The organism is Streptomyces sp. HPF1205 (genome assembly GCF_020400825.1).
In the GTDB taxonomy this organism is placed as follows: Bacteria; Actinomycetota; Actinomycetes; order Streptomycetales; family Streptomycetaceae; genus Actinacidiphila.
The window spans coordinates 17659-41024 of sequence record NZ_JAINVH010000013.1 but is presented as its reverse complement, the minus strand read 5'-3'; the positions used below and the strand labels follow the sequence as shown (position 1 = coordinate 41024).

The window sequence follows — 23366 nt, the reverse complement described above, 5'->3', positions numbered from 1 at the left end:
CATGGCCGCGTGGGCAAGCGCCGGGCGGAGGCCGAACACCGACGGGACGCCGAGTTCGAGGCGTTCACCGCGGGCGCGGCGGGACGCCTGCTGCACTCCGCGGTGCTGCTCACCGGCGACCGGGAGGCCGCGGAGCACCTGCTCGTGGCGAGCCTGGCCCGGGTGTACGCGGACTGGTTCCGGATGCGCGCCGAGGACCCGTACGAGCACGCGCGCAGTGAACTCGTACGCCGCTTCGCCCACCGGCCGTGGTGGCGGCGGCCGCACGGCGGGACGCTCGGCCGGCTGACCGCGCAGGAGCGGCTCGTGGTCACCCTGCGGTTCTTCGAGGGCGTCGCGGAGGAGCAGACCGCCGCCCAGCTGGGACTGCCCGCCGAACGGGTCCGCGCCCTGTGCGCCCGCGCCACCGCCACCCTGCGGTCCCGGCCCACGGACGAGGCGGGCGGCGCGGGCGCGCGGTCGGGGTCGGGCTCCGGGGCCGGGTCCGGAGCCGGGTCCGGGTCCGGAACGGAGGGCGCGGGTGGCGCGGGCGGCCCGTCCGGCGGATCCCCCGGCCGTACGGCCGGCACGGCCCGGCGCCGGCTCCCCGGCCCGCCCACCGGCGAGATCACGCCATGACCCCGCTCCCGAACCGCCGCGACGACGAGGTGCGGCGCCTGCTGGACACCCCGCACCCGGCCGTGCCGGTGGACCTGGCGGCCCGCGCGGCGCTGCGGGGGCGCCGGATCGTCCACCGGCGCAGGGTCGTCCGCACGCTGCTGTGGACGCTGGCGCTGGCGGCGCTGATCGCCGGGGCCGTGCTGGCCGCCGTTCTGTGGCGGGACCCCTCGCAGCAGACGGGAACGGGAGCCTGGTTGCCACCGGGCACGTGACCGGGCCGGGGCCGCCGGCCGGGCAGGCCCGGCTCCGCGCCCGTACCGGCCGTCAGCCCGGCGCCCTGCCATCAGCCCGGCGCCTGCCGTCAGCCCAGCGCCTGCTTGAGGTCGGTCAGCAGGTCGTCGACCGCCTCGATGCCGACCGACAGGCGTACCAGGTCGGCGGGGACCTCCAGCGCGGAACCGGCGACCGAGGCGTGGGTCATCCGGCCCGGGTGCTCGATCAGCGACTCCACCCCGCCGAGCGACTCGCCGAGGGTGAACAGGCGGGCCCGGTCGCACACCGCGACGGCCGCCTCCTCGCCGCCCTCGACCCGGAAGCTCACCATCCCGCCGAACGCCTTCATCTGCTTGGCGGCGACCTCGTGCCCGGGGTGCTCGGGCAGCCCCGGGTAGTAGACGCGGGTCACCCGCGGATGGGCGGCGAGCATCTCGGCGATCCGCCCGGCGTTCTCGCTGTGCCGGTCCATGCGCACCGCCAGCGTCTTGATGCCGCGCATCACCAGCCAGGCGTCGAACGGCCCGGCCACCGCGCCCATGGCGTTCTGGTGGTAGGCCAGCTCCTCGCCGAGGGCGGCGTCCGAGGTGACCAGCGCGCCGCCGACCACGTCGGAGTGCCCGCCCATGTACTTGGTGGTCGAGTGCACCACCACGTCCGCGCCCAGCGCGAGCGGCTGCTGCAGGTACGGGCTGGCGAAGGTGTTGTCGACCACCAGCCGCACGCCCGCCTGCCGTGCCACCCCGGCCAGCGCCTCGATGTCCGTGACGCCGAGCAGCGGGTTGGAGGGGGTCTCGACCCAGATCAGCCGGGTCTGCGGCCGCACCGCGTCCCGTACCGCCTGGACGTCCGAGGTGTCCGCGACCGACCACTGCACACCCCAGCGCTCGACCACCTTGGCGAACAGCCGGAAGGTGCCCCCGTAGGCGTCGCCGGGAATGACGACGTGGTCGCCGGGCGCCAGCAGCGTGCGCAGCAGGCAGTCCTCGGCGGCGAGCCCGGACGCGAAGGCCAGCCCGCGCCTGCCGCCCTCCAGCGCCGCGAGGTTCTCCTCCAGCGCGGTCCTGGTCGGGTTCGCCGACCGGCTGTACTCGTAGCCGCCGCGCAGCCCGCCGACGCCGTCCTGCTTGTACGTCGACACCTGGTAGATCGGCGTCACCACGGCCCCGGTCGCGGCGTCGGCCGGCTGCCCGGCGTGGATCGCGAGGGTCTCGAAGTGCTGATGGCGCACATTGTGCTGATCGCTCATGGCCCCGAGGGTAGTGGCCGCGCGACCCGTACGGGCCGTACGGACCCTGCGCGGGCAGGGGCGGGGCGCCGGGCCGGGATCGGCCGACGGGCCGCGGCCGCGCATGGCATCCTGTGATCTTCACGCCTCGCCGGTCACCATGCGGGCCCATCGGGCGGGGAGGTTGGGGGAAGTCCGTATGAAACTCTGTTTCCTCGTGGAGGAGAACTACCTCCACGACAGCCTGCCGGTCGAGGTGGTCCGGCAGCTCGACGCGTGGGGCCACCACGTGGACGTGCTGCGGCCCGGCGGTTCGCTGCTGCGGATGACGGACCTGGTCGCCGCCGGCAGCCATGACGCCTGGGTGCTCAAGACCGTCTCCGGCGGGCCGGGGCTCACGGTGCTGGAGGCCGCGGCCTGCGCCGGTCTGGTCACCGTCAACGACGCCCGGGCCATCCGCGGGGTGCGCGACAAGGCGCTCGCCGCGGCGATCGGGCGGCGGCACGGGCTGCCGATGCCGTCCACGTACGCCGCCGCGAGGCCCGAACACTTCGCGGAGATACCGGAGTCGGAGTACCCGCTGGTCGTCAAGCCGGCGAACGGCAGCTCCGGGCGCTCGGTGCACCTGGTGGCCACGCCGGAACGGCTCACCGCGCTCGTGCCGGAGCTGCGCGGCGAGGGGCTGCTCATCGCGCAGCCGTACGTGCCGAACCCGGGCATCGACATCAAGGTCTACTGCGTCGGCGGGGATATCTACGCAACCGAGCACCGGTCACCGCTGCACCCCGACCACCCCCACCGCGGACGCCTGGTCCCCCTCTCCCGCGAGGTCGCCGCGGTCGCCGCGCGGGTCGGCGCGGTGTACGGCCTCGACCTGTACGGGCTGGACGTCCTGCTCACCCCGGACGGCCCGGTCGTCGTGGACGTCAACGACTTCCCGAGCTTCCGCCAGGTGCCGGACGCGGTGGCCCGCGTCGCCGGCGCCGTCCTCGACCTGGCCCGGTCCGGCCGGCCCTCCCCGGCGCCGGGCGCGCCGGCGATCACGCCCGCCACCACGCCCGCCGCCGCGCCGACCGCCACCACCGCGTCCGCGCCCGGGCCCGCGGTGGTGCCGGTGCCGTGAGGCCGCCGCATCCGCTGAGGGTCGGGCTCATCACGCCGGATCCACGTCATCCGCTGCTGGCGGCGGCCGCCGCGCTGCTCACCGCGTCGGGCGGTGCCGTCGTCGAGGTGCTGGCGCCGGACGCGGGGGAACCGCCGGGGGAACCCGCGGACGTGTACCTGCTCAAGTCGCGCGTCCCGGAGGCGATCCGGCTGGCCCGCGGGCTCGAAGCGGCGGGGGCGCGGGTACTCAACTCCGCGGCCGCCACCGCGCGCTGCCAGGACCGTACGGCGATGGCCGCCGACGCCCGCCGCGCCGGTCTCCCCTTCGCCGCCACCCGTACCTACCCGTCCGCCGCCGAACTGGCCCGTGGCGAGGCGGCGGTCGCCGGGCCCGTCGTCGTCAAGAGCCGGCGCAGCCACAAGGGCGACGTGGTCGTACGGCTGGAAAACCCGTCCGCCGTACGGGACTTCGCCGCGGACGCGCCGCCCGGCCCGTACATCGTCCAGGACTTCGTGCCGAACGCCGGGTGGGACCACAAGCTCTGGGCCGTCGGCCCGCATGTCTTCGCCGCCGTGCGCCGCTCCGAGCTGGCCGCACCCCCACAGGCACAGGCCTCCCCGCCCGCCCGTACCGCCGTACCCGACACCTGGCGCGACCTCGTCGCCCGCGTCGGCGAGGTCTTCGCCCTCGACGTCTACGGCGTCGACGTCATCCCCACCCCCACCGGCCCGCTGATCGTCGACATCAACGCCTTCCCCGGCGTCCGCGACCAGCCCGGCGCCCCCGAGGCCCTGGCCGAACTGACCCTGCGCAGCGCCCGCCGCAGGTAGGACGGCCCGGCCACGTCGGAAGGACACCGGGCGAGCCCCGCGGGATCACGCGAGAAGCCCCCACCCGATCGCGGTGAGTGCGGACAGGAGGCATCCCGCCATCACGACCCGCGGCAGGCGGAGCGTGAACAGTTCCCACCAGTCATCGACCCCGGGAGAACGCCGACGCCGCCACAACGGCAGCCCCCACAGGACCGCCCCCGTCACGAACTCGGCCGCGATCGTCACGAGCTCCACGATGATGGTCGCTCCGAACAGTCCACGGTCCACGCAGGTGCCGTCGTACCCGCAATCCCGCGACGCGTTCGACGCCTCCACCCAGCCACTGGCGAGAACGAACAGCGCCACGGTCTGCACCAGGAGGCAACCACCGGCCACGGTCACCCGCAGAGCGTCCCGAACGCCGGAGCCCGCCCGTACCCCCGGTGTCCGCATCCTCGCAGGGTAGCGGCCCGACGGGCACGCACCGGGCGGGTGCCTGATCGTGATCCGTCGCCGGAACGGGTCGGTCCTGCCCCGGGAAGGCTCCGCTGACGAACGCCGACAGCCGGCCGCTCGGCCGGGCATCACGCCGGGGCCGCGGTCGGCAGCGGTTTGACGGGTCGGTGGATAACCGTTATCTATTGGCGTGCAGACAGGGAGGTGCGGTCCGTGCAGGACGTGGTGCTGGCGCTGCTGGTCAAGGAGCCCTCGCACGGCTACGACCTGCGGCGGCGGCTGGCGGCCGCGCTCGGGCCGTTGGGGGAGGCGCTGAACGCGGGGCAGGTCTACGTGACGCTCGCCCGGCTGGAGAAGGCGGGGCTGGTGGTCCTCGAACGGGTGGAGGAGCCGGTGCGCGGGCCGCAGCGCAAGGTGTACGCGCTGACGGCGGCGGGGCAGGAGCGCGTGGCCGCGTGGATGGCCGAGGGCGCCGGGCCCCGGGCGGACGTCACGGAGTTCCACCTGAAGCTGGTGGCCGCCGCCGTGTCGGGGACGGCCGACCCCCTCGCGCTGGTGGACGCGCGGCGCCGCGAGCTGATGCGCGCCCTCGCCGAGGCCCAGCACGCCGCCCTCGCCCAAGGCGCGGACTCGGAGGCCGGGCTGCTCCTGGAGGGCGTCGCGCTCCGGCTGCAAGCCGATCTGCGCTGGCTGGAGGCATGCGAGCGGACCTGGTCGACGCGGACCACCCGCGCGGGGAAGGCGGAGGAATGACGCGACACATACGGCCGGGCAGGACGCAGGCGGCGCGGCGCGGCGGGAGACAGGGCGCCGAGTGGCCCGTGCGCGGCGCGCACGGCGCGCACGACGCGCCGGTCCTGCGCGCCGTCGGCCTGTCGCGCCTGTACGGCCGGGACGAGACCCTGGTGCGCGCCGTCGACGAGGTCGACCTCGACGTACCCGAGGGGCAGACGCTCGCCGTGACCGGACCCAGCGGCTGCGGCAAGTCGACGCTTCTGCAGCTCCTCGGCGGCCTGGACCGGCCCTCCAGCGGTGAGGTGTGGCTCGGCGGGCAGCGCGTCGACCGGCTCGCGGAGCGGGCCCTGGCACGTCTGCGCCGCCGGGCGATCGGATTCGTCTTCCAGGACTTCCACCTGATGGACGAGCTGACGGCGGCGGAGAACATCGAGCTGCCCGCGCTGCTCGCCGGCGCCTCACCGCGTACCGCCCGGGTCCGTACCGCCGCGCTCCTGGAACGGACCGGGCTCGCCGACCGGGCCCGGCGCCTGCCCTCCGAGCTCTCCGGGGGCCAGCGGCAGCGGGTCGCCATCGCCCGCGCCCTGGTCAACGAGCCGCTGGTCGTCCTCGCTGACGAGCCCACCGGAAACCTCGACAGCGCCGCCACGCACGACGTGCTGCGGCTGTTCGACGAGTTGCGTGCCGCGGGACAGACCCTGGTCGTGGTGACCCATGACGAGCGCGTCGCCGCCACGGCGGACCGCGTCGTCTCCCTGCGCGACGGAGCGCTCGCCGACGACACCCGCCTGGGCGCCGGCGGCGGCACCTCCCGGCTCGGCGCGCTGCTGGACTGGGAGAACTGACCGTGGGATACGTCCTGTTGTGGCGCCTGGTGCTGCGCGACATGCGCCGCCGTCCCGGTGAGGCCGTCGCCTTCCTGCTCGCCGTCACCGCCGCGACGGCCAGCCTGACTCTCGGGCTGGCGACCGGCCACGCCGTGGCCACGGGGTACGCCAAGACCCGCGCGGCCACCGCGGGCCCCGACGTGATGGCCTCGACGACGGACCCGGATCCCGCGCGTTTCGCCTCGCACCTGGCGCGCGTGCCCGGGGTGACCGCGGTCGGCGGCCCGTTCTTCGCGTTCGACACCACCATCCGGGCGAACGGCCGTTCCGAGCATTCCGCGGTCGAGGGGCGCGGCGCCTCGCGGTCCGCCGTGGACCGGCCGCTGGTGACCTCCGGCACCTGGGTGCGTCCGGGCGGCGCGGTGGTCGAACGCGGCTTCGCGCGGGACCTCGGCGTGCGCGTCGGCGACCGCGTCACCGTCAACGGGCACGGTTTCCCGGTCGTCGGGACCGCGATCAGCGCGGCCACCGCGGTGTACCCGTGGGGCGACCCGGCGCAGGTCGGGCCGTCCGACGCCGGCGGCCTGATCTGGCTGACCGCCGCCGACGCGCACGCGGCGGCGGGCGACAGTCCCGACGTGAGCCTGATCTACCTGAAGCTGTCCGACCCCGGCGCGGCCGGCCGGTTCGCCAAGTCCGCGGCCGTCCGGGCCGTCGAGCCCGAGGGGTGGCTCAACTACCACTACTGGAGCGACATCCTGCGGACGGACACGGCCATGATCGAGTTCACCCAGCCCACCCTGGTCATCGGTGGCTGGCTGCTGGCCGTCGCCGCGTTCGTCACCCTGGCCGGGCTGGCCGCCCTACGGGCCGGCCGCGACAACCGGCGTGCCGCTCTGCTCAAGGCGGTCGGCGCCGGTCCCGGCACCGTCGCCGCCGTCCTGCTGGCGCAGTACGTACTGCTGACCGCCCTGGCCGGCGGGCTCGGGCTGGCGGCCGGAACGGTGGCCGCACCCCACCTGGTCGATCCCAGCGACGGGCTGCTCGACACGGTGACCCCTCCGGGAACCGACGCCGTCGCCGCCACGGTCGTCCTGGCCGCCGTGGCCGCCCTGGCCGGCGCGCTCGGCCCCGCCGTACGCGCCGCCCGTACCAGCACCGTCAGCGCCCTGGCCGACCCCGCCCACCTGCTCACGCACCACCCGCACCTGAACGCCGTGACGGCGTACCTTCCCACACCGCTGCTGCTCGGCATCCGGCTGCTCGCCCGCCGGCCCGGCCGCGCCGTCCTGGCGGCCGTCGGCACGGCCGCCACCACCCTCATGGTCACCGCGGTGCTCACGTTCCACGCCGTACTCGACGCGGCCCCCGCCGCCGAACGGTTCGGCCCCATCGAGGTGCGGACCGAGCAGACCGGGCGGGTACTGCTCGCCGTCACCCTCGCGCTGGTGGCGCTGTCCACGCTCAACACCGTGCTCCTCGGCTGGAGCACGGCGGTGCAGGCGCGGCGCGCCCTGACCATCGCCCGCACGCTGGGCGCCACTCCCGGCCAGGTCGTCACGGCGTTCTGCGTCGCCCAACTGCTGCCCGTGCTACCGGGAATCGCGGCCGGCGTCCCGGCCGGGCTCCTCCTGTACTGGTTCTTCAGCCCCTCGATGGTCATGCCGCCGGCCACGTGGCTGCTCGGCGCCGCACTGGCCACCGTGGTGGTGACCGGGGCGCTGTCCGCCCTGCCCGCGTGGGCGCACACCCGCAGCCCCGCCGGCCGCGTCGCCGCCGCGTCCGCCTGACGGGCCGCGGGCCCGCCGCAGCGGCCCGGCGGGCTACCCGGCGAGCGCCGGCGGACGGACAATGGCGGTACGCACGTGCCGTACGGGGGACGCGGGTGCCGTACGGGGGACGAGAAAGGTCCATGACGGGACGAGGGGGACAGCATGCTCTTCGCACGCGGCCGTGACCTGCGCCTGCCCACCCGCGAGGAGGCGCCGCCCGGCCGCCCCGCACTCGCGTACGAGGTCCCCGAACGGCACCTCGTCCTCGGGACCGCGCTCCAGGGCCCCTACCCCGCGGGCTTCGAGGTCGCGGACTTCGCGGTGGGCTGCTTCTGGGGCGCCGAGCGCAGGTTCTGGCAGACCGCCGGGGTGTGGACGACACTGACCGGCTTCCAGGGCGGCCACACGCCCCACCCGGTCGACGACGAGGTACGCACCGGCCTGACCGGCCACGCGGAGACGGTACGCGTCGTGTTCGACCCGGCCCGGGTGGCGTACGGCGACCTGCTGGCCCTCTTCTGGGAGTCGCACGACCCCACGCAGGGCTTCCGCCAGGGCAACGACGTCGGCACCCACGTCCGTTCGGTCCTGTTCACCCACTCCCCCGCCCAGCAGGCGGCGGCCGAACGGTCCCGGGCCGCCTACCAGCACGCCCTGTCCGCCGCCGGCCACGGCCGCATCACCACCGACATCCTCCCGGCCACCCCCCACCCCTTCTACCCGGCCCGCGCGTACCACCAGCAGTACCTCGCCCGTAACCCGTACGGCTACTGCGGGCTGGGCGGGACGGGGGTCGCCTTTCCGGCCGGGGTGGCGCGGGTCGAGGGGTGACAACGGGCAGGAGTGACCCCGTCTTCGTGAGCGGCTGGGTGCTGGAGTCCAACCTCCGGCCGCTCTGCGCAGTCGTGTCCGACCTCATCGGCTACGACTTCGATGACGCCGACTAGCAAGCGGTCGAGTACGGCCTGTCCGGCACGGACGACGACCGGCCTGCCACGGCCTGGTTCCGCTATCCCCTGGCCGGCCGCACCCAGGTGGATCTCCGCATCGCCCAGGCGGTCGGCGGCTCCGCCGTCTCGATCCAACTCCTCGGCACCGCGGACGACACGCTCACCGCCCAGGCCGAGGCCGTCATCGGCGTGTTGAGCCAGTACCGCGTGTGCGACGGGCCGACGCCGTGGCCACCGCCCCCAGATCTCCGCTCGTAACAGGGACCGGCAGGCAGGCAGGCGGCTTGCGGGTCGCGACCACTCTCGGTGGCCGACGTGCGCAAGCCTCGCTAAAAGCCTTTGTGGAGCGGCAGCCGACGAACGAGTGTCGCTCTGCGAAGCCGAAACGAGCAGTCGGGGGAAGGGGCGCTTGATGTCGCGGGAATGGTTCCGGTTCCGAAACGGTGGCCAAGCCGGTGCTGCAGCCGAACCCGAGGCAGAGCTACCCGCAGGACCAGCACACCGCATTGACGACGCGGCGTGGCCCTTAATGACTCCGGACGAGCGGGTACGCGCAGTGGTGGCCGGCCTGGTCGACCGCCGAGCGGCTACTGCCTCGACGCCGCTTGGCCTGTCAGCCCAGGAAATCGATGCCATAGCACGTGACCAGGCGGCTCCGGTCGGAACCGCCTACCGCTGCTTCCTCGAACTCATCGGCGGCGGGATCGGTCGCCTCCTGCAAGGCAGCGATGTCTTCCACCCCGAGGTGCTGGGCCTGCGTGAAGCAGCCGACGATCTGCTGAGGGAGAACCACACCACCTTCGCCCTGGGCCCGACGGACCGAGTGATCCTCATGCACCAGGGCTACTGCTTCGCCTTCCTCCACGGCACCGGCCCCGACCCGGAAGTCTGGAGCTACGACGAGGGCTACCACCCCGACGTCATCCCGTTCCCTGCCGCCCCGACCTTCACCGACTGGCTACGCACCCACGCCGACCAATACCAGAGGCGGACCCACAACAGCGTCGGCACTCACCGCGGAAAACGCCCGTGACTCGCCATAGGCGCTACCGCAAACGCAGCAATACCGGCGACCCCAGCCGCCAGCAGTACCTCCACCGCAAATAAAGACGGCTACTGCGGGCTGGGCGGGACGGGGGTGGCCCTTCCGGCCGGGGTGGAGCGGGTCGAGGGGTGAGTCGCCGGGACCACGAGCGGGGCGGCACCTGGCCTCGCCCCGGTCACGACGCATCCCCGTCACTCGTTCGAGCGGCGGGAAGGCGTTCACCCCCGATACGCTGACGTACGGGACCAGAATCGCGTCCATGGGAGCGTTCATGTCTACCTCGGCCGCCGGGCAACCGCTCATCCCGCAGCCGCCGGCCACGGTCGCCGCCCTGCGACAGGCCGTCAGCCGGATCGCGCCGGCCGCGCTTCCGGCCTTCGCCCGGGAGCTGGACCAAGCGGCCGACCAGTCCCGTGAGGGCTCCGATCTGGCACCGCTGCAGCGATTCGTCGCCCAATGGGGCGTCTACGTCCACATCCAGCGCCAGCCCCACCTGGCGGCTGAGCTCCGGCATTGGGAGGACACCGCCGAGTCGGGCCACGCCACCCAGGCACGGCAGGCCGCCTCCGAGATCGGCCGGATCCTGGACGAGGCCCACCAGGCCCTCGGCCTCCTGACCCGGTGAGCCACGACTGGCGCTGGGAGTACGACCCGAACCACGACCACGTAACAGGCGGCATCCCCGACCATGCAGTGACCGAAGTGGAACGACTGGCGGGCTACAGTAACTCGTCGACCTGGCCGGCATGGGCATCGACATCAGCGACTTCGGCGACGGTCCCAGAATCGGCGGCCTCCGCCGGATGGATGCCGCCGGTGGCTGGTTCTACTTCCTGGTGGCGCCCCGGGACCCGCTCATCATCGTGGTGCGCATCGTGCCGCCCTTCGACGCGCTGTAGTCTCCCGCGCTGCCTTGGTCGTCACGCCGGTCGGATGAGGTCCGGGGCGGGGTCGACGGACGACCTGGGCTCCGCCAACCCGACTGCAATCAAGCCTCGCCGACCGGCCACCTGGCACAGCAGGCGCGGCACGAGGAGCAGCAAGTCCAACGGGCCATACGGAACCAGAAGGGAGGCGGGTGAGCGCGGGCTACCACACCTCCTGGACGGTCCCTGAAGAACATCGCGCCGACCCCGCATACGTCGAAGCCGGAGCCGCCATCGCGCTGGGCCAGGCCGTCTACGACCGCCGAACGACCCTGGGCCTCGACCAGGCGACCCTCGCGCGCCGCGCCGGCCTGACAACGGACGACATCGACCGCATCGAAGGCGGCGGAACCTCCCCCACCCTTCCGCTTCTCCGTGCCCTGGCCACCGCACTCGACGCCGCGCTGGACGTGTCCATCGACTCCGACGAGACCCACGTCTCGTTCGTCCCGCACGCGGCCTGATCAGCCAAGAAGGCCGGGACGTACTGCCACCACCAGCGATACCTCGACCAGAACCCTTATGGCTACCGCGGGCCGGGCGGGGCGGGGGGCCAAGCTGAGTGACCCTGTCGAGGGTGGCTGGGGCGAGTCCTGCCCGACGGGGATCGCCGAGTTCGACGGCTGAGCTTGCCGGTTGTCAGCCGGCGGCCGGATTGACGTACAGGGCGTGTACGCCGGGCAAGTCGTCGAAGGCGGCTTTGCCGTCGAAGGTGACGAGGGTTCTGGCGGTCGCGGCAGCGGTCGCGGCAATGATCAGGTCGTGAGCCCCCCGCGGTTTCCCCGCCCGCCGGACGTGCGCCAGCAGACGCGCGTGAATCACGGCTACGTCTGTGGTGTAGTCCTCGACGGGGGACACGCGCGCCCGCAGGCAGTCGAGAAGCAAAGGCAGCTGGCCTCGCCCGGGTTCACGGCGCGGCCCTACGATCCGGGGCCATGACAATCGCCGACTGCTACGCGTGCCGCAAGGAAGCCGAGTTCGACGAGCTTCCACCACGTGAGTGCATCGCGTTCGACCGGCATTGGCGGGCAGCGCACGCCCTCGGCACCGCCGTGCACGGCTGGCTCGTGCTGCTGCCCCGCCGCCACGTGACCGCCGTCCATGACCTGACGGATGCCGAGGCCGGCGCGCTGGGGGTGTGGCAAGTGGTGCTTTCCCGGGCTCTGCGCCGCGCGACCGGTTGCCTCAAGACCTATGTGGTCCAGTTCGCCGAGGCCGAAGGCTTCGCTCACGTGCACTTTCACATCGTCCCGCGCATGCCGGACCTGCCCGCGGAACACCGCGGCCCCGGCGTCTTCGACCTGCTTCGCCGTCCTGAGCAGGAGCGGGTCACGGCTCAGGAGGCCGACCGAATGGCCCTCGCCCTTCGAGCCGAGCTTCACGGGAAGCCGCGCGCCCGATAGGGATCGTCCCAAGGTGTCGGCCCTGCGGCTACCGCGGCTCGGGCGGGGTCGGCGTCGCATGGACGGTCGGGGGTGGGGCGGGTGGGCGTTCCGTGTCGTAGGTGCTGGGCTGGAGTTGGCGGCCGAACCACAGGTCAGGGGGGCACCAGTGCTCGCACGTCTCCTGGAAGCCGCGGCGCACCGGGCGGGCCTGGATCCGGTAGCGCATGCGAGGCAGGCAGGGCGCCTCCGGGGTGGCGTCCCGGACGAAGTTCCGCAGCAGGGGGTCGGGGTGGTCGACGGGTTCGAGCGGGCACAGTTCCAGGCTCAGCAGGGCCTCCCGCCCCTGCTTCTCCGTCCAGTACAGGCCGGCCGCGCCCAGGGACGCCCACGGGATCACCGCGGTCCGCCCGCGGTCGAGCACCCACACGCCGGTGGCGTCGAGCGCGAGCTTCAGGTGGCGCAGTCGCAGCCCGCGCAGGCAGGCGGCCAGGAAGACGAGGGCGGCCGCTCCGAACAGGCCGCTGAAGGCCCACACGACCGGGTAGCCGCGGGCCAGGAGGGCGAAGCGTGCCGCGGGCCCGGCGGTCACCACGAACAGCGTGCCGTACAGGGCCAGCGTGGCCACGGCCACCCGCTCCCCGTACGGCAGCACGCTCGCGTCCGGCGCCGGCCACCGAGGGTCCGCGCCCGCCGCCTGGGCCGCGTCCGCGCCCGCCGCCAGGGCCGCGTCCGCGCCCTGGTCCACCTCTACGTCCGCGCCGGCGCCCGAATCCGCCTCCGGGTCCGGGTCCGGGGCCGGGCCCGGCTCCGGACCCGGGCCCGTGCCCACGTCCATGGCGCTCACCATAGAGCGGCCGCCGGAGCGCCGGGAGAGGGCGGACCGCGGCCGCCGCGGCCCCGCGTGCCGGTCCCCGTCGCTCAGGACGACGCCGACGACGCCGTCCGCACGCCCTTCGCACCCTTCGCGTCCTCCAGGCCGCTCAGGAAGTCCTCCCAGGTGCGCGTGCCCACCGCGTGGTCCGGCGCGACGGTGGCCCCCGAGCGGATGGCGCGGGCCCCGGCGCCCGGGAGGGGAAGGGGCAGCAGGAGCCGGCGGCGCCCGGTGGCGCGGAGGTAGGCGCGTACGAGATCGGCGAACGGCACGACGCGCGGACCCGCCATGTCGGGGACGAGCCCGGCGGGCTCGCCCAGGGCGAGTTCGGTGAGGCGGGCGGCGACCTCGTCGGTGTCGACCGGCTGGAAGGCCATGCCGGCGGGGCAGGGGACGACCGGCAGCTTGGTCATCGCCCGCGCCACGGTCAGCACCAGGTCGTGGAACTGCGCCGCGCGCAGCGTGGTCCACGGCAGCCCCGACTCGGCGACGACCTGCTCGGCGGCCCGCTTGAAACCGAAGTACGAGAACATCGCCCGGTCGACGGCGCTGTTCACCGGGACGCGGTCGGCGCCGACGACCGAGATGAACACCAGGTGCGGCTCGGTGCCCACCGCCTTCACCGCCGCGACAAGGCGCCGGGTCAGTTCGTCGTCCCCCTTGCCGGTGCCCGCGCAGTGCACGATCGTGCCCACTCCCGTCACCGCCGCCTCGACGCCCTCGCCGGTGGTGAGGTCGCCGGTCACGTAGGTGATTCCGGCCTCGTCCGCGCGGGCCGCGCCGCGGGTGAGGACACGGACCTGGGCACCGGCCGCCCGCAGCCGCGGGACCAGGCGGCGGCCGAGGGTCCCGGTACCGCCGGTGACCAGGATGGGGAGTGCTGTCATGGCATCGCTCCGTTGTCGCGGGCTCGGGCGGACCTTCCGCCCCGTCATCGACATGACGCGGGCCGTCCGCCTGTTGTGACCGCCGTCCGGACACGATCCGAGGGATCATGGAGAGGTCCGGGCGGACGGGCCCGGCCGGGGCCGGGGCCCGGCACGGCCGCCGACCAACGAGGTCTGGAGCCGTACATGACCACAGCGCACGACCTGATGATTCTAGCCCTGGAGCCGTCCGGCCGACCGGTGGATCAGGGCGATCTGTCGCTCGCGCTGGCGGGCGCCGAGGCCATCGACCTCCTGGGCGCGGGGGTGATCGTGCTGGACGGCGCCCGCATCCTGCCCGAGACGAGCGGTCCGGCCGGGGACCGGCTGCTGACGGAGGCGTCGCACCAAGTGCGGCGCGCGGAACCGTACGAGGACGTCACCGACTGGCTGTGGCGCCGCGGCCGCGGGCTGGCCGACGCCTATCTGGCGGAGCTGGAGTCGCTGGGCGAGGTCCGGCAGGAGGAACGGCGGCGCTGGGTGGTGTTCAAGGCCGGCGAACCGGTGCTGGCCGACACCGCCGCCAGACGCCAGGCGGCGGCCCGCCGCGACGCGGGCGAGCCGGTGCTCGGCGCTCTGGCGGCCGCCGTCGGACTGGTGCCGGGGCCCGCCGGGGAGGGAGCGGGAGAGGCGGAAGCCCAGGAGCAGGCCGAGACGGAGGCGCAGGCGGAAGACCCGGCGGCGTGGGCCGTCACCGGGGGGTCGGCGGGCGCGGCGGCCGAGGCGGCCCTCGACGAGGCGTACGCACCCGCGCCCGGCGCCCAGGACGTCCCCGTGGTCGCCGACCGCTGGGCGGCGACCGTCCTCGACCGCCTCGCCGACGCCCTGGCCGAACTCGCGGCCGAACGCGACCGCCGGGCCCACAAGCTGGACGACGCCACCGCCGACAACTACCGCCGGGGCTACTGAGCGGCCTCGGGGGTACGGCCACGCGAGCCGCGGGCCGCCGCCCGTGGTCCGCCCGCCGCCATGTTGCGGCCGAGCGCCTTGGTGCGGCCGCCGTTCTGCTGCGCCCCGCCGCCTTGTGACGCCCGCCGCCTGGTTGCGCCCGCCGCCCCGACCGCCGTCGGCGCCATCGCCATCCCGGACGTCGCCACCACCCCCAAAGGCCCTCTCCCCCGTCGCCGCTACGGCCGCAGCTCCTTGCCCGCCCGGGCCGGCGCGTCGCCCCCCGCCGCAGGGGGTGCCGGGCCCCGGGCTGGCGCCGTCCGCGGGGCGCCGCGGACCCATGAGTGCCAGGCCAGCAGCGCCGCCAGCCCGGTCAGCATCAGCGCGTCCTTGAAGGCCCGGCGCTGGTGCGTCGCCAGGAACGGCCACGACACCGCCGCGTTCTGCGGCAGCAGCACGATCCAGAACCACGGCGAGCGCGCCACCGACGCCCGCATGGGCAGCGAGGCCAGCAGCACGGGGAGGACCACCAGCACGTAGTGCAGGAACGCCGGCCGGGTCACCACAAAGGCGGCGAGCATGAGCATGCTCGCGGTGTCCGCCAGCCGCAGCCGTTGGTCCCCGCCGCCGCGCCAGCGGCACCAGGCGGCCCAGACCCCGGCGGCGGCCAGGGAGGCCGCGAGAAGGGCGGCGGCCGGCTGCGCGACACCCAGCCGCGGGAGGATCGCGGTGAGCGAGGCGTCGTACGGGCGGGCGTAGGCGTCCTGGCCCTTGAGCAGGAACGGGAGCGTCTTGCTGAACAGCAGCGCCGGGTTGGTGAGGGTCAGGCCCGCGAGTACGGAGACCGCCGACGGGACGGCGAGCAGGACGCCAAGGGCGCGCCACTCGCGGGCGAAGGCGAACAGCAGGACGAGCGGTACGAGCATGGGTTTGACCGCCATGGCGGCGCCCGCCACGGCCGCCGCCGCCGTCCACCTGCCCCGGGCGGCCAGCGCCAGCGCCAGGGGCAGGGCGGCGACGGAGAGGGCGGTCCAGTTCGCGAGGTACAGCTCGCTGCGGAAAGGCGCGAAGTACGCAAGGCCGCCCGCGACGCCCACCGCCAGCCGACTGCGGGCCGGGACGCCGAACATGCGCAGGCTGATCCACCAGCCCAGCAGGATGAGGGCCGCGACGGCGACCGGGGCCAGCACGCGCAGCGTCCCGTCGCTCAGCCGCGCCTCGGGGACGGCGAGCAGCACGCTGCCGGGCAGGTAGAGGAACCTTTTGTCGGCGTAGGGGGCGCCGCCCTCGAGGAAGGCCCGGGCGGCGCGCACCACCACCCGGTTGTCCGGCCCGCCGCCGGCGGCGCTCGCCGCGTTCTGGACGGACACCGCCAGCAGCACCGCGGCTGCCCCGAGCGCCGGCCAGGAGGCCCTGGCACGCAGCCAGGGCCCCAGCGGCCCGTCGTCCGGGCGGGCGCGGGGCGGCGCCGGGACCGCGGGGGAGGAGCACGCGCGCATCGCGGGGAGCCGCCGTGAAAGCCACACCATGTGTACGTAACGGTTGCGGGCGGCAGGCGGATGCGGCACGGCGCCGCGTTGGCGGGGCGGGCGGGGGTGCGCAATCGTGAAGGGGGCGCGCCGGAAAGGGGTACCACCGATGACGCGGACATGGTTGATCACGGGCACCTCGCGCGGTTTCGGCCGGGCGCTCGCCACGGCGGTGCTGGAGCACGGCGACAACGTGCTGGCCACGGCCCGGCGGCCGGAGAGCCTGCGGGGGCTGGTCGAGGAGTACGGGGAGCGGGTGCGGGTGGCCGCGCTGGACGTCACCGATCCGGCGGCCGCGGTCGCGGCGGTGAAGACCGCGACGGTGGTGTTCGGCGGCCTGGACGTGGTGGTCAACAACGCCGGGTACGCCAACAGCGCGCCGATCGAGGAGATGCCGGACGAGGACTTCCGGGAGCAGTTCGAGGCGAACTTCTTCGGGACGGTGAACGTGACCAGGGCGGCGCTGCCGGTGCTGCGGGCGCAGGGGTCGGGGACCTTCGTGCAGTTCTCGTCGGTGGGCGGGCGGGTCGGGGGCACGCCGGGGATGGGCGCGTACCAGAGCGCGAAGTTCGCGGTGGAGGGGTTCTCGGAGGTGCTGGCCGCCGAGGTCCGACCGTTCGGGGTGCGCGTGCTGATCGTGGAGCCCGGCGCCTTCCGCACCGACTGGCAGGGCTCGTCCATGCGGACGCGGCCGGTCGGGGCCGCGTACCAGGAGACGGTCGGCGCGATGAACGAGTACCGGCGGGCCTCCGACGGCTCCCAGCCGGGCGATCCGGCCCGCGCGGCCGGGATCATCGTCAGGGTCGTCGGCTCCGACGACCCTCCGCGCAGGCTGCTGCTGGGGGCGGCGGCGGTCGAACTGGCCCTGTCCAGTGGGCGCGAGCGGGCGGAGGAGGCCCGCGCGTGGGCCGCCGTGAGCCGGGAGGCGGACTTCCCGCAGTCGTGAACCAGGCGTGCGCTGGGGCGGGGAGCCGAGGAACGAGCAGACCCCGCAAGGCATCTGACCTGCACTCATACGGGCGGCCCGGCCGCTGCCGGCCGGATTGTCAGTGGTGCGTGCGACGCTGTGGACGTGGTGGTCGAAGCGGCGGCAAGGAGGGGGTGCCGCCGCTCGACCGACGTTCGTACGGGCGACCGCCCGGGCGAAGCACGCACAACCGCGCCGGGGGACGCGCGGGGAGAGGAGGGCGTATGGACGCGCAGGCGCCGCTGCTGAGTTTCACCGGGACCGTGCTCGACGCGCCCGACATCCGGGTACTGGCCGACTTCTACCGGCGGCTGCTGGGCTGGCGGGTCACGATGGACGAGCCGGGCTGGATAAAGCTCAACCCGCCGCAGGGCGGGCCGGGGTTGGCGTTCCAGCACGAGCCGGCGTTCGTGCCTCCCACCTGGCCGGCCGTGCCCGGCTCCCAGCAGATGATGCTGCACCTCGACATCGAGACCACCGATCTCGACGCCGCGGTGGACGCCGCCGTCGCCGCGGGCGCGACCCTCGCCGCCCATCAGCCCGAGCCGGACAACCGGGTGATGCTCGACCCCGCGGGCCACCCGTTCTGCCTCTGGATACGGACGCCCGGGTCCTGAGGTCTCAGGGCCCCACGGGCCCTGACGTCTACGCCTCCCCCGTGCCCGGGCCGGCGGCGGCGGACGCGGCTGCCGGGTGCGCCGCCGCGCCGCGGTCGCGTTTGAAGGGCCAGGCCCAGTGGGTGTCCGGGGGGAGGGGCGCGTCGGGGTCGGGGCCGGGGATGACCATCAGGGCCAGTCCGAGCAGGGCGGAGCCGGCCAGGCAGTCGAGCCAGTAGTGGTTGGCGGTGGAGACGACGACCAGCATGGTGAGCAGGGGGTGGAGCAGCCACAGGTAGCGCAGGCGGGAGCGGCCGGCCGCTATGAGGCCGACGGCGATCGCGAGCGCCCAGCCGACGTGCAGGGACGGCATCGCGGCGAACTGGTTGGACATCGAATGGGTGTCGGGATCCGGTCGGTAGACGGCCGGACCGTAGACCTGGGCGGTGTCGACCATGCGGGCCATGGGGAGCAGCCGGGGCGGTGCGAGGGGGAAGAAGAGGTGGCCGAGCAGGGCGAGCATGGTCTGGATGACGATGGCCCGGCGGATCCACAGGTAGTGGGCGCGGTGCCGGACGAACATGTAGCCGAGGAAGCACACCATCGCGGGGAAGTGCACGGTGGCGTAGAGGTAGTTGGCGGCATGGACGAGGGTGTGGCTGTGCAGCGCCAGGTTCTGGACGGAGCGTTCGCTGGGCAGGTGGAGGGTGCGTTCCAGGGACCAGACGTGGTCGGCGTGGTGCGTGGCCTCGTCGGGATGGCCGTTGGCGACCTTGCGGCCGTACTTGTAGCCGAAGTAGACGGCGGCCAGCAGCAGGAGTTCGGGCAGCAGGCGTGGGAGGCGGTTCGGGAGGGGGAGGCGTGGGCTCGGCCAACGGACGGTCAGTGGTGTCGTCGTCTGTGTAGCGTTCCCATGCATCATGTCCCCCGCCTTCCCCGGGTTGCCCAAGCATGTCCTTGGAGTAAACACCGTTTGCCCCGTAGGTACCGAACCACCCCCCGTCGCTTCTCGGACGGTTTTCGCGGAAAGACGGCGGAACCCGCGTGAGTTGTTCCTTGCGGGGATGTCCCGACGGACGGTTGCCGCACGGCGTGTGACGGTGCGGCAGAAAGGGGGCAGGAGTGCCGTATCCCACGACACGTGGGCGGACGGCGGACGGCGGACGGCGGACGGCGGACGGCGGACGGGGAACGGGATACGGGGATACGGGGGTGCGGGGGAACGCCGCAGGCGCCCTTGGGGACGCGGCAGGACCGGCACGACCGCGGCGCGGCCGCGGGGGACCACTGAAGGACCGCAGGAGAGGAAGTACGGGCATGACGACGAATCCGGCGACAAGCGCGGCGGTGACCACCACGGCGAGCGGCGGCTCCGGCCGCATATCCGCAGCGGCGGGAGACCTGGACCTCCCGGCCGCGGGCGGCGGCGCGCTTCCGGACAGGGGGAGTTTCAGGGTGCCGGCCGAGCGCGGGCGCACCTCCATCGCCAATTCGGTGGTCGAGAAGATCGCCGGTATGGCGGCGCGCGAGGTGATCGGCGTCCACGACTTCGGCGGCAGCCTCGCCCGCAGCCTGGGCGCGGTGCGGGAGAGGGTGCCCGGCGGGCGGCCCAGCGTCACTCGCGGTGTCAAGGTGGAGGTCGGCGAGCGGCAGACGGCCGTGGACCTGGAGCTGGTGGTCGACTACGGGGTCGCGATCACCGAAGTGGCCGCGGAGGTGCGGGAGAACGTGATCGCCGCCGTCGAGCGGATGACCGGCCTGGAGGTGGTCGAGGTCAACGTGGCGGTGGTGGACGTGCACCTGCCGTACGAGGACGACGCCCAGGAGGCCCGCGTCCAGTGACGCCGGGGGCCGCGGCGCGGCGGGCGGCCCGGTCTCCGGTCTGCCCCGCGAGCCCCCGCGGGGCAGACTGGGGATCGCGGTCGCCCTGTCCCGTACCGTCCCGTCCGGCGGGCGCGGCGGTCGCGGCGGTACGGACCCGGACGCCGGCGGCCGCGGCGGTACGGACCCGGACGCGGGCGGCCGCGGCGGTACGGACCCGGATGCGGGCGGTCGCCGCCCGCATCGGCCCCGACCCGGCGGAGGTGGACCCCATCGTGAACGGCCCGCTGTACCGGCCCGCGACCGGCACACCCACCGCCCGCCCCACCGGCCCGAGCGCACGGGAAGCCGGGCCCGGGGCCCGGTGGGGCACGCGGCCGGGCATCCGGTGGAGGCGGGCGTGAGCCGGGTGCCCGATCTGCGGGAGATCGAGCGGACCGCGGCCCGCGCCGCGGCCGGTGTGCCCGGGGTGGCCCGGCTCAGCCCGCGCCCGTCCGACCGGCTGCGGCCCGGCGCGCTGGGCGCGGGCCGCACGCCGGGCGTGCGCGTGGTGCCACGCGACGCGCCCCGCCGCACGGACATCGAGATCGCCCTCGCCGTCCGCGGCGGCCACCAGGCCACCGCGGTCGCCGCCGCGGTCCGCTCGGCGGTCTTCGAGGCGGTGCACGGCGAGTTCCCACGGGTGTGGGGTACGCGGGTCTCCGTCTCGGTGACGGTGACGGACATCGTGTGAGAGCCGAGTGGGCAAGGGCCGCGGGCGCGCCGACGGCCACCCGGCCGGCGCGGGTGCGCACCGGGCGGGGTGCGCACCGGCGCGGGTGCGCACCGCGCGGGCGTCCCGGCGGCCGGACCCGGCGCCGCGGCCCCCAAGTGCCCCCGGGATGCTCCCGGCGGAGCCGTCAGCGGGCGCCGAGGAGGTGCTCCATGGCGAGCTGGTCCAGGCGCTCGAAGGCCATGCCGCGGGCGGCCTGCGCGTCGACGTCGAAGTCCTCGAACGCGGACCGGTCGGCGATCAGGTCGGCCAGGGTCTCGCCCTCGCCGAGGGTGGTCTGCGCCAGCTCGTCCAGCCGCGAGGCGCGCAGCGCCTCCTGGACCTCCGGGTCGGCCCGGAAGGCGGCGGCCCGCTCCTTGAGCAGCAGGTAGTTGCGCATGCCGCCGGCCGCCGACGCCCACACGCCGTCGTAGTCCTCGGTCCGCGGCGGCTTGAAGTCGAAGTGCCGCGGGCCCTCGTACCCGGCCGACTCCAGCAGGTCGACCAGCCAGAAGGCCGCGCGCAGGTCGCCCGCGCCGAAGCGGAGGTCCTGGTCGTACTTGATGCCGGTCTGGCCGTTGAGGTCGATGTGGAAGAGCTTGCCGTGCCACAGCGCCTGGGCGATGCCGTGCGGGAAGTTCAGGCCCGCCATCTGCTCGTGCCCGACCTCGGGGTTGACGCCGACGATCTCCGGGCGCTCCAGGGAGTTGATGAACGCCAGGGCGTGGCCGACGGTCGGCAGCAGGATGTCGCCGCGCGGCTCGTTCGGCTTGGGCTCGACGGCGAAGCGCAGGTCGTAGCCCTGCTCGGTCACGTACTGGCCGAGCAGGTCGAACGCCTCCTTCATCCGGTCCAGGGCGACCCGGACGTCCTTGGCCGCGCCCGACTCGGCGCCTTCGCGGCCGCCCCAGGCGACGTAGACCTTGGCGCCCAGCTCGGCGGCGAGGTCGATGTTGCGGATGGTCTTGCGCAGCGCGTAGCGGCGCACGGCGCGGTCGTTGGCGGTGAAGGCGCCGTCCTTGAACACCGGGTGCTGGAAGAGGTTGGTGGTGGCCATCGGGACGGTCAGGCCGGTGGCGTCCAGGGCGGCGCGGAAGCGCTTGATGTGGTGGTCGCGCTCCGCGTCGGACGAGCCGAAGGGGATGAGGTCGTCGTCGTGGAAGGTCACGCCGTACGCGCCCATCCCGGCGAGGCGGTTGACCGTCTCGACCGGGTCCAGGGGGGCGCGCGTGGCCTCGCCGAAGGGGTCGCGGCCCTGCCAGCCCACGGTCCACAGACCGAAGGTGAACTTGTCGGCGGGCGTGGGAACGGGGCCCGTGGCGGGAGTGGCGGACGTCATGATGGTCGGCTCCTATTCGTCAGACTGTTGAACAAATTAGTATGCGAGGCCGATGATGGGAAGCCCGGGGCCGCCTGGTTCTCGGACGTCCCGGGCGGGTCAGGGACTGGACAGGGACAAGGGTCAGGGACAGGGAGTGGATGGGCATGGGGTCGCAGGGGCCGGTCGTACTGGGCGTGGACAGCTCCACACAGTCCACGAAGGTGCTGGCGGTGGACGCCAACAGCGGGGCCGTGCTGGCCAAGGGGCAGGCGCCGCACACCGTGAGCACGGGCGCCGGGCGGGAGACCGATCCCGAGGTCTGGTGGGGCGCCCTGCGCGACGCCCTCGCGCAGATCGGTGAGTACGCGGCCCGGGCCGAGGCCGTCTCGGTGGGCGGCCAGCAGCACGGCCTGGTCGTCCTCGACGCGCAGGGCAGTCCGCTGCGGCCGGCGCTGCTGTGGAACGACGTGCGGTCCGCGCCGCAGGCCGAGGCGCTGGTGGCGCGGTACGGGGCCGACTGGTGGGCGCGGCGGTTCGGCTCGGTGCCCGGCGCGAGCTTCACCGTCACCAAGTGGGCGTGGCTGGCCGAGCACGAGCCGGCCGTCGCACAGGGGGCCCATGCCGTGCGGCTGCCCCACGACTTCCTGACCGAACGCCTTTCCGGCGCGGCGGTCACCGACCGCGGCGACGCCTCGGGCACCGGCTGGTGGGCGACGGAGAGCGAGTCCTACGACGAGAAGCTGCTGGCCGAGGCCGGGCTGGACCCGGCGCTGCTGCCCGCCGTCCTGGGCGCGGGCGAGGCCGCGGGAACGGTACGGGAGGGGCTGCCGCTGCGGGCCGGGGCGCTGGTCGCGGCCGGCACCGGGGACAACGCGGCGGCCGCGCTGGGCCTGGGCATCGCGCCCGGCCAGGCCGTGCTCAGCCTCGGCACCTCGGGGACGGTGTACTCGGTGGCCCGGCGGCGGCCCGCCGACGAGTCCGGGATCGTCGCCGGCTTCGCCTCGGCCGACGGCGGCTGGCTGCCGCTGGCCTGCACGCTCAACTGCACGCTGGCCGTCGACAAGGTGGCGGCGCTGCTGGGGCGCGAGCGCGAGCAGGTCGAGCCGGGCGGTTCCGTCGCCTTCCTGCCGTTCCTCGACGGCGAGCGGACGCCGAACCTCCCGTACGCCTCCGGGCTGCTGACCGGGCTGCGTCACGAGACGACCGCCGGCCAGGTGCTGCAGGGGGCGTACGACGGGGCCGTGTACGCCCTGCTGGGCGCCTTGGACCAGGTACTCGCGGTCGACGGCGATTCCGCGGGCGGCGAACCGCTGCTGCTCATCGGCGGCGGCGCGCGGGGCGTGGCCTGGCGGGAGACGGTGCGCCGGCTGTCGGGGCGGCCGGTCCAGGTGCCCGAGGCCCAGGAACTCGTCGCCCTGGGCGCGGCCGTGCAGGCCGCCGCCCTGCTCACCGGGGAGGAGCCCGGGGCCATCGCCCGCCGCTGGGGCACGGCGGCCGGACCCACCTACGAGGCGGTGCCGCGCGACGAGGAGACCCTCGGCCGCCTGGCCGCGGCCATGCCGCTGGCCGCCACGAGGTAGCC

Annotated in this window: 28 protein-coding genes; 20 read left to right on the top strand and 8 right to left on the bottom strand. The window is 74.6% G+C overall.

Going from position 1 to position 23366, the window contains the following annotated elements:
- Nucleotides 1-9 precede the first annotated feature (9 nt).
- Both K7G61_RS16725 and K7G61_RS16720 read left to right on the top strand, forming a co-directional pair.
- The gene (locus K7G61_RS16725) at nt 10-618 is read left to right on the top strand and encodes a sigma factor-like helix-turn-helix DNA-binding protein (RefSeq protein WP_308190642.1); all 609 of its coding nucleotides are present in this window, start codon (nt 10-12) and stop codon (nt 616-618) included.
- A complete protein-coding gene (locus K7G61_RS16720) occupies nt 615-872 on the top strand; it encodes a hypothetical protein (RefSeq protein WP_225847653.1) in 258 nt (85 codons plus the stop codon). The genes K7G61_RS16725 and K7G61_RS16720 overlap by 4 nt, the downstream gene beginning before the upstream one ends.
- Nucleotides 873-961: 89 nt before the next feature.
- Here the strand turns inward: K7G61_RS16720 and K7G61_RS16715 are convergent, their stop codons facing one another.
- Complete coding sequence (locus tag K7G61_RS16715; RefSeq protein ID WP_225847652.1) at nt 962-2122, bottom strand: cystathionine gamma-synthase; 1161 nt, start codon at nt 2120-2122, stop codon at nt 962-964.
- Nucleotides 2123-2300: 178 nt separating this feature from the next.
- On the opposite strand from K7G61_RS16715, the gene K7G61_RS16710 reads away from it, so the two are divergent.
- Nucleotides 2301-3224, top strand: a complete 924-nt coding sequence (locus K7G61_RS16710; RefSeq protein WP_225847651.1) for a RimK family alpha-L-glutamate ligase — start codon at nt 2301-2303, stop codon at nt 3222-3224.
- A complete protein-coding gene (locus K7G61_RS16705) occupies nt 3221-4036 on the top strand; it encodes an alpha-L-glutamate ligase (protein ID WP_308190641.1) in 816 nt (271 codons plus the stop codon). The genes K7G61_RS16710 and K7G61_RS16705 overlap by 4 nt, the downstream gene beginning before the upstream one ends.
- 45 nt (nt 4037-4081) lie before the next feature.
- Here K7G61_RS16705 and K7G61_RS16700 read toward each other — a convergent pair whose 3' ends face one another.
- On the bottom strand, nt 4082-4420 hold the full coding sequence (locus K7G61_RS16700) for a hypothetical protein (protein WP_225847650.1): 339 nt from the start codon (nt 4418-4420) through the stop codon (nt 4082-4084).
- Between the two features lie 267 nt (nt 4421-4687).
- On the opposite strand from K7G61_RS16700, the gene K7G61_RS16695 reads away from it, so the two are divergent.
- The 9 genes from K7G61_RS16695 (at nt 4688) to K7G61_RS16655 (ending at nt 11193) form a co-directional block, all read left to right on the top strand.
- Complete coding sequence (locus K7G61_RS16695; protein ID WP_225847649.1) at nt 4688-5227, top strand: PadR family transcriptional regulator; 540 nt, start codon at nt 4688-4690, stop codon at nt 5225-5227.
- Complete coding sequence (locus K7G61_RS16690) at nt 5224-6054, top strand: ABC transporter ATP-binding protein (protein WP_225847647.1); 831 nt, start codon at nt 5224-5226, stop codon at nt 6052-6054. The genes K7G61_RS16695 and K7G61_RS16690 overlap by 4 nt, the downstream gene beginning before the upstream one ends.
- A gap of 2 nt (nt 6055-6056) precedes the next feature.
- Nucleotides 6057-7826, top strand: a complete 1770-nt coding sequence (locus K7G61_RS16685; protein ID WP_225847645.1) for an FtsX-like permease family protein — start codon at nt 6057-6059, stop codon at nt 7824-7826.
- 144 nt (nt 7827-7970) lie between these two features.
- A complete protein-coding gene (gene msrA, locus K7G61_RS16680) occupies nt 7971-8639 on the top strand; it encodes a peptide-methionine (S)-S-oxide reductase MsrA (RefSeq protein ID WP_225847644.1) in 669 nt (222 codons plus the stop codon).
- A gap of 203 nt (nt 8640-8842) precedes the next feature.
- Nucleotides 8843-9016 carry a hypothetical protein gene (locus tag K7G61_RS16675; protein WP_225847642.1) on the top strand — a complete coding sequence of 58 codons (174 nt, stop codon included), beginning with the start codon at nt 8843-8845 and terminating at the stop codon, nt 9014-9016.
- Nucleotides 9017-9314: 298 nt separating this feature from the next.
- Nucleotides 9315-9791 (top strand): SMI1/KNR4 family protein, encoded by a 477-nt coding sequence (locus K7G61_RS16670; protein WP_225847641.1) that lies wholly within the window; start codon nt 9315-9317, stop codon nt 9789-9791.
- A 283-nt stretch (nt 9792-10074) separates the two neighbouring features.
- Nucleotides 10075-10428 (top strand): DUF6247 family protein, encoded by a 354-nt coding sequence (locus K7G61_RS16665; protein ID WP_225847785.1) that lies wholly within the window; start codon nt 10075-10077, stop codon nt 10426-10428.
- Between the two features lie 121 nt (nt 10429-10549).
- On the top strand, nt 10550-10702 hold the full coding sequence (locus K7G61_RS16660; RefSeq protein ID WP_308190640.1) for a hypothetical protein: 153 nt from the start codon (nt 10550-10552) through the stop codon (nt 10700-10702).
- 179 nt (nt 10703-10881) lie between these two features.
- Nucleotides 10882-11193, top strand: a complete 312-nt coding sequence (locus K7G61_RS16655; protein ID WP_225847640.1) for a helix-turn-helix domain-containing protein — start codon at nt 10882-10884, stop codon at nt 11191-11193.
- Nucleotides 11194-11368: 175 nt separating this feature from the next.
- Here the strand turns inward: K7G61_RS16655 and K7G61_RS16650 are convergent, their stop codons facing one another.
- Nucleotides 11369-11614, bottom strand: a complete 246-nt coding sequence (locus K7G61_RS16650) for a hypothetical protein (RefSeq protein WP_225847639.1) — start codon at nt 11612-11614, stop codon at nt 11369-11371.
- A 50-nt stretch (nt 11615-11664) separates the two neighbouring features.
- Between K7G61_RS16650 and K7G61_RS16645 the strand changes: the two genes are divergently transcribed.
- Nucleotides 11665-12132, top strand: coding sequence for an HIT family protein (locus tag K7G61_RS16645; protein ID WP_225847638.1), 468 nt, complete (start codon nt 11665-11667; stop codon nt 12130-12132).
- Nucleotides 12133-12160: 28 nt separating this feature from the next.
- Here K7G61_RS16645 and K7G61_RS16640 read toward each other — a convergent pair whose 3' ends face one another.
- Both K7G61_RS16640 and K7G61_RS16635 read right to left on the bottom strand, forming a co-directional pair.
- The gene (locus K7G61_RS16640; protein ID WP_225847637.1) at nt 12161-12949 is read right to left on the bottom strand and encodes a hypothetical protein; all 789 of its coding nucleotides are present in this window, start codon (nt 12947-12949) and stop codon (nt 12161-12163) included.
- An 83-nt stretch (nt 12950-13032) separates the two neighbouring features.
- Nucleotides 13033-13872, bottom strand: a complete 840-nt coding sequence (locus tag K7G61_RS16635) for an SDR family oxidoreductase (protein WP_225847636.1) — start codon at nt 13870-13872, stop codon at nt 13033-13035.
- A 186-nt stretch (nt 13873-14058) separates the two neighbouring features.
- Here K7G61_RS16635 and K7G61_RS16630 point away from each other — a divergent pair, with 186 nt between their 5' ends.
- A complete protein-coding gene (locus K7G61_RS16630; protein ID WP_225847634.1) occupies nt 14059-14820 on the top strand; it encodes a GPP34 family phosphoprotein in 762 nt (253 codons plus the stop codon).
- Nucleotides 14821-15038: 218 nt separating this feature from the next.
- On the opposite strand, the gene K7G61_RS16625 is transcribed toward K7G61_RS16630, so the two are convergent.
- Nucleotides 15039-16328, bottom strand: coding sequence for a glycosyltransferase 87 family protein (locus K7G61_RS16625; protein WP_225847632.1), 1290 nt, complete (start codon nt 16326-16328; stop codon nt 15039-15041).
- A gap of 109 nt (nt 16329-16437) precedes the next feature.
- Between K7G61_RS16625 and K7G61_RS16620 the strand changes: the two genes are divergently transcribed.
- On the top strand, nt 16438-17274 hold the full coding sequence (locus K7G61_RS16620) for an oxidoreductase (RefSeq protein ID WP_225847630.1): 837 nt from the start codon (nt 16438-16440) through the stop codon (nt 17272-17274).
- Between the two features lie 245 nt (nt 17275-17519).
- Nucleotides 17520-17912: a VOC family protein gene (locus K7G61_RS16615; RefSeq protein ID WP_225847629.1), complete on the top strand. Its 393-nt coding sequence runs from the start codon at nt 17520-17522 to the stop codon at nt 17910-17912.
- A 28-nt stretch (nt 17913-17940) separates the two neighbouring features.
- Here K7G61_RS16615 and K7G61_RS16610 read toward each other — a convergent pair whose 3' ends face one another.
- Nucleotides 17941-18813, bottom strand: coding sequence for a phosphatase PAP2 family protein (locus K7G61_RS16610; RefSeq protein WP_225847628.1), 873 nt, complete (start codon nt 18811-18813; stop codon nt 17941-17943).
- Between the two features lie 395 nt (nt 18814-19208).
- Here K7G61_RS16610 and K7G61_RS16605 point away from each other — a divergent pair, with 395 nt between their 5' ends.
- Together K7G61_RS16605 and K7G61_RS16600 are read left to right on the top strand one after the other, a co-directional pair.
- Nucleotides 19209-19733, top strand: a complete 525-nt coding sequence (locus K7G61_RS16605; protein WP_225847627.1) for an Asp23/Gls24 family envelope stress response protein — start codon at nt 19209-19211, stop codon at nt 19731-19733.
- A gap of 379 nt (nt 19734-20112) precedes the next feature.
- Nucleotides 20113-20445, top strand: a complete 333-nt coding sequence (locus K7G61_RS16600) for an Asp23/Gls24 family envelope stress response protein (RefSeq protein ID WP_225847625.1) — start codon at nt 20113-20115, stop codon at nt 20443-20445.
- A gap of 166 nt (nt 20446-20611) precedes the next feature.
- On the opposite strand, the gene xylA is transcribed toward K7G61_RS16600, so the two are convergent.
- On the bottom strand, nt 20612-21802 hold the full coding sequence (xylA, locus tag K7G61_RS16595; RefSeq protein WP_225847624.1) for a xylose isomerase: 1191 nt from the start codon (nt 21800-21802) through the stop codon (nt 20612-20614).
- A gap of 146 nt (nt 21803-21948) precedes the next feature.
- Between xylA and xylB the strand changes: the two genes are divergently transcribed.
- On the top strand, nt 21949-23364 hold the full coding sequence (gene xylB / locus K7G61_RS16590; RefSeq protein ID WP_225847623.1) for a xylulokinase: 1416 nt from the start codon (nt 21949-21951) through the stop codon (nt 23362-23364).
- Nucleotides 23365-23366: the final 2 nt, after the last annotated feature.

Coding starts and splice junctions, on each gene's coding strand:
- K7G61_RS16605 (WP_225847627.1), top strand. CDS start 19,209: ATGACGACGAATCCGGCGACAAGCGCGGCGGTGACCACCACGGCGAGC.
- K7G61_RS16640 (WP_225847637.1), bottom strand. CDS start 12,949: ATGGACGTGGGCACGGGCCCGGGTCCGGAGCCGGGCCCGGCCCCGGAC.
- K7G61_RS16630 (WP_225847634.1), top strand. CDS start 14,059: ATGACCACAGCGCACGACCTGATGATTCTAGCCCTGGAGCCGTCCGGC.
- K7G61_RS16660 (WP_308190640.1), top strand. CDS start 10,550: ATGGGCATCGACATCAGCGACTTCGGCGACGGTCCCAGAATCGGCGGC.
- xylB (WP_225847623.1), top strand. CDS start 21,949: ATGGGGTCGCAGGGGCCGGTCGTACTGGGCGTGGACAGCTCCACACAG.
- K7G61_RS16635 (WP_225847636.1), bottom strand. CDS start 13,872: ATGACAGCACTCCCCATCCTGGTCACCGGCGGTACCGGGACCCTCGGC.
- K7G61_RS16690 (WP_225847647.1), top strand. CDS start 5,224: ATGACGCGACACATACGGCCGGGCAGGACGCAGGCGGCGCGGCGCGGC.
- K7G61_RS16620 (WP_225847630.1), top strand. CDS start 16,438: ATGACGCGGACATGGTTGATCACGGGCACCTCGCGCGGTTTCGGCCGG.
- K7G61_RS16710 (WP_225847651.1), top strand. CDS start 2,301: ATGAAACTCTGTTTCCTCGTGGAGGAGAACTACCTCCACGACAGCCTG.
- K7G61_RS16720 (WP_225847653.1), top strand. CDS start 615: ATGACCCCGCTCCCGAACCGCCGCGACGACGAGGTGCGGCGCCTGCTG.
- K7G61_RS16645 (WP_225847638.1), top strand. CDS start 11,665: ATGACAATCGCCGACTGCTACGCGTGCCGCAAGGAAGCCGAGTTCGAC.
- K7G61_RS16665 (WP_225847785.1), top strand. CDS start 10,075: ATGTCTACCTCGGCCGCCGGGCAACCGCTCATCCCGCAGCCGCCGGCC.
- K7G61_RS16615 (WP_225847629.1), top strand. CDS start 17,520: ATGGACGCGCAGGCGCCGCTGCTGAGTTTCACCGGGACCGTGCTCGAC.
- xylA (WP_225847624.1), bottom strand. CDS start 21,802: ATGACGTCCGCCACTCCCGCCACGGGCCCCGTTCCCACGCCCGCCGAC.
- K7G61_RS16610 (WP_225847628.1), bottom strand. CDS start 18,813: ATGATGCATGGGAACGCTACACAGACGACGACACCACTGACCGTCCGT.
- msrA (WP_225847644.1), top strand. CDS start 7,971: ATGCTCTTCGCACGCGGCCGTGACCTGCGCCTGCCCACCCGCGAGGAG.
- K7G61_RS16715 (WP_225847652.1), bottom strand. CDS start 2,122: ATGAGCGATCAGCACAATGTGCGCCATCAGCACTTCGAGACCCTCGCG.
- K7G61_RS16625 (WP_225847632.1), bottom strand. CDS start 16,328: ATGGTGTGGCTTTCACGGCGGCTCCCCGCGATGCGCGCGTGCTCCTCC.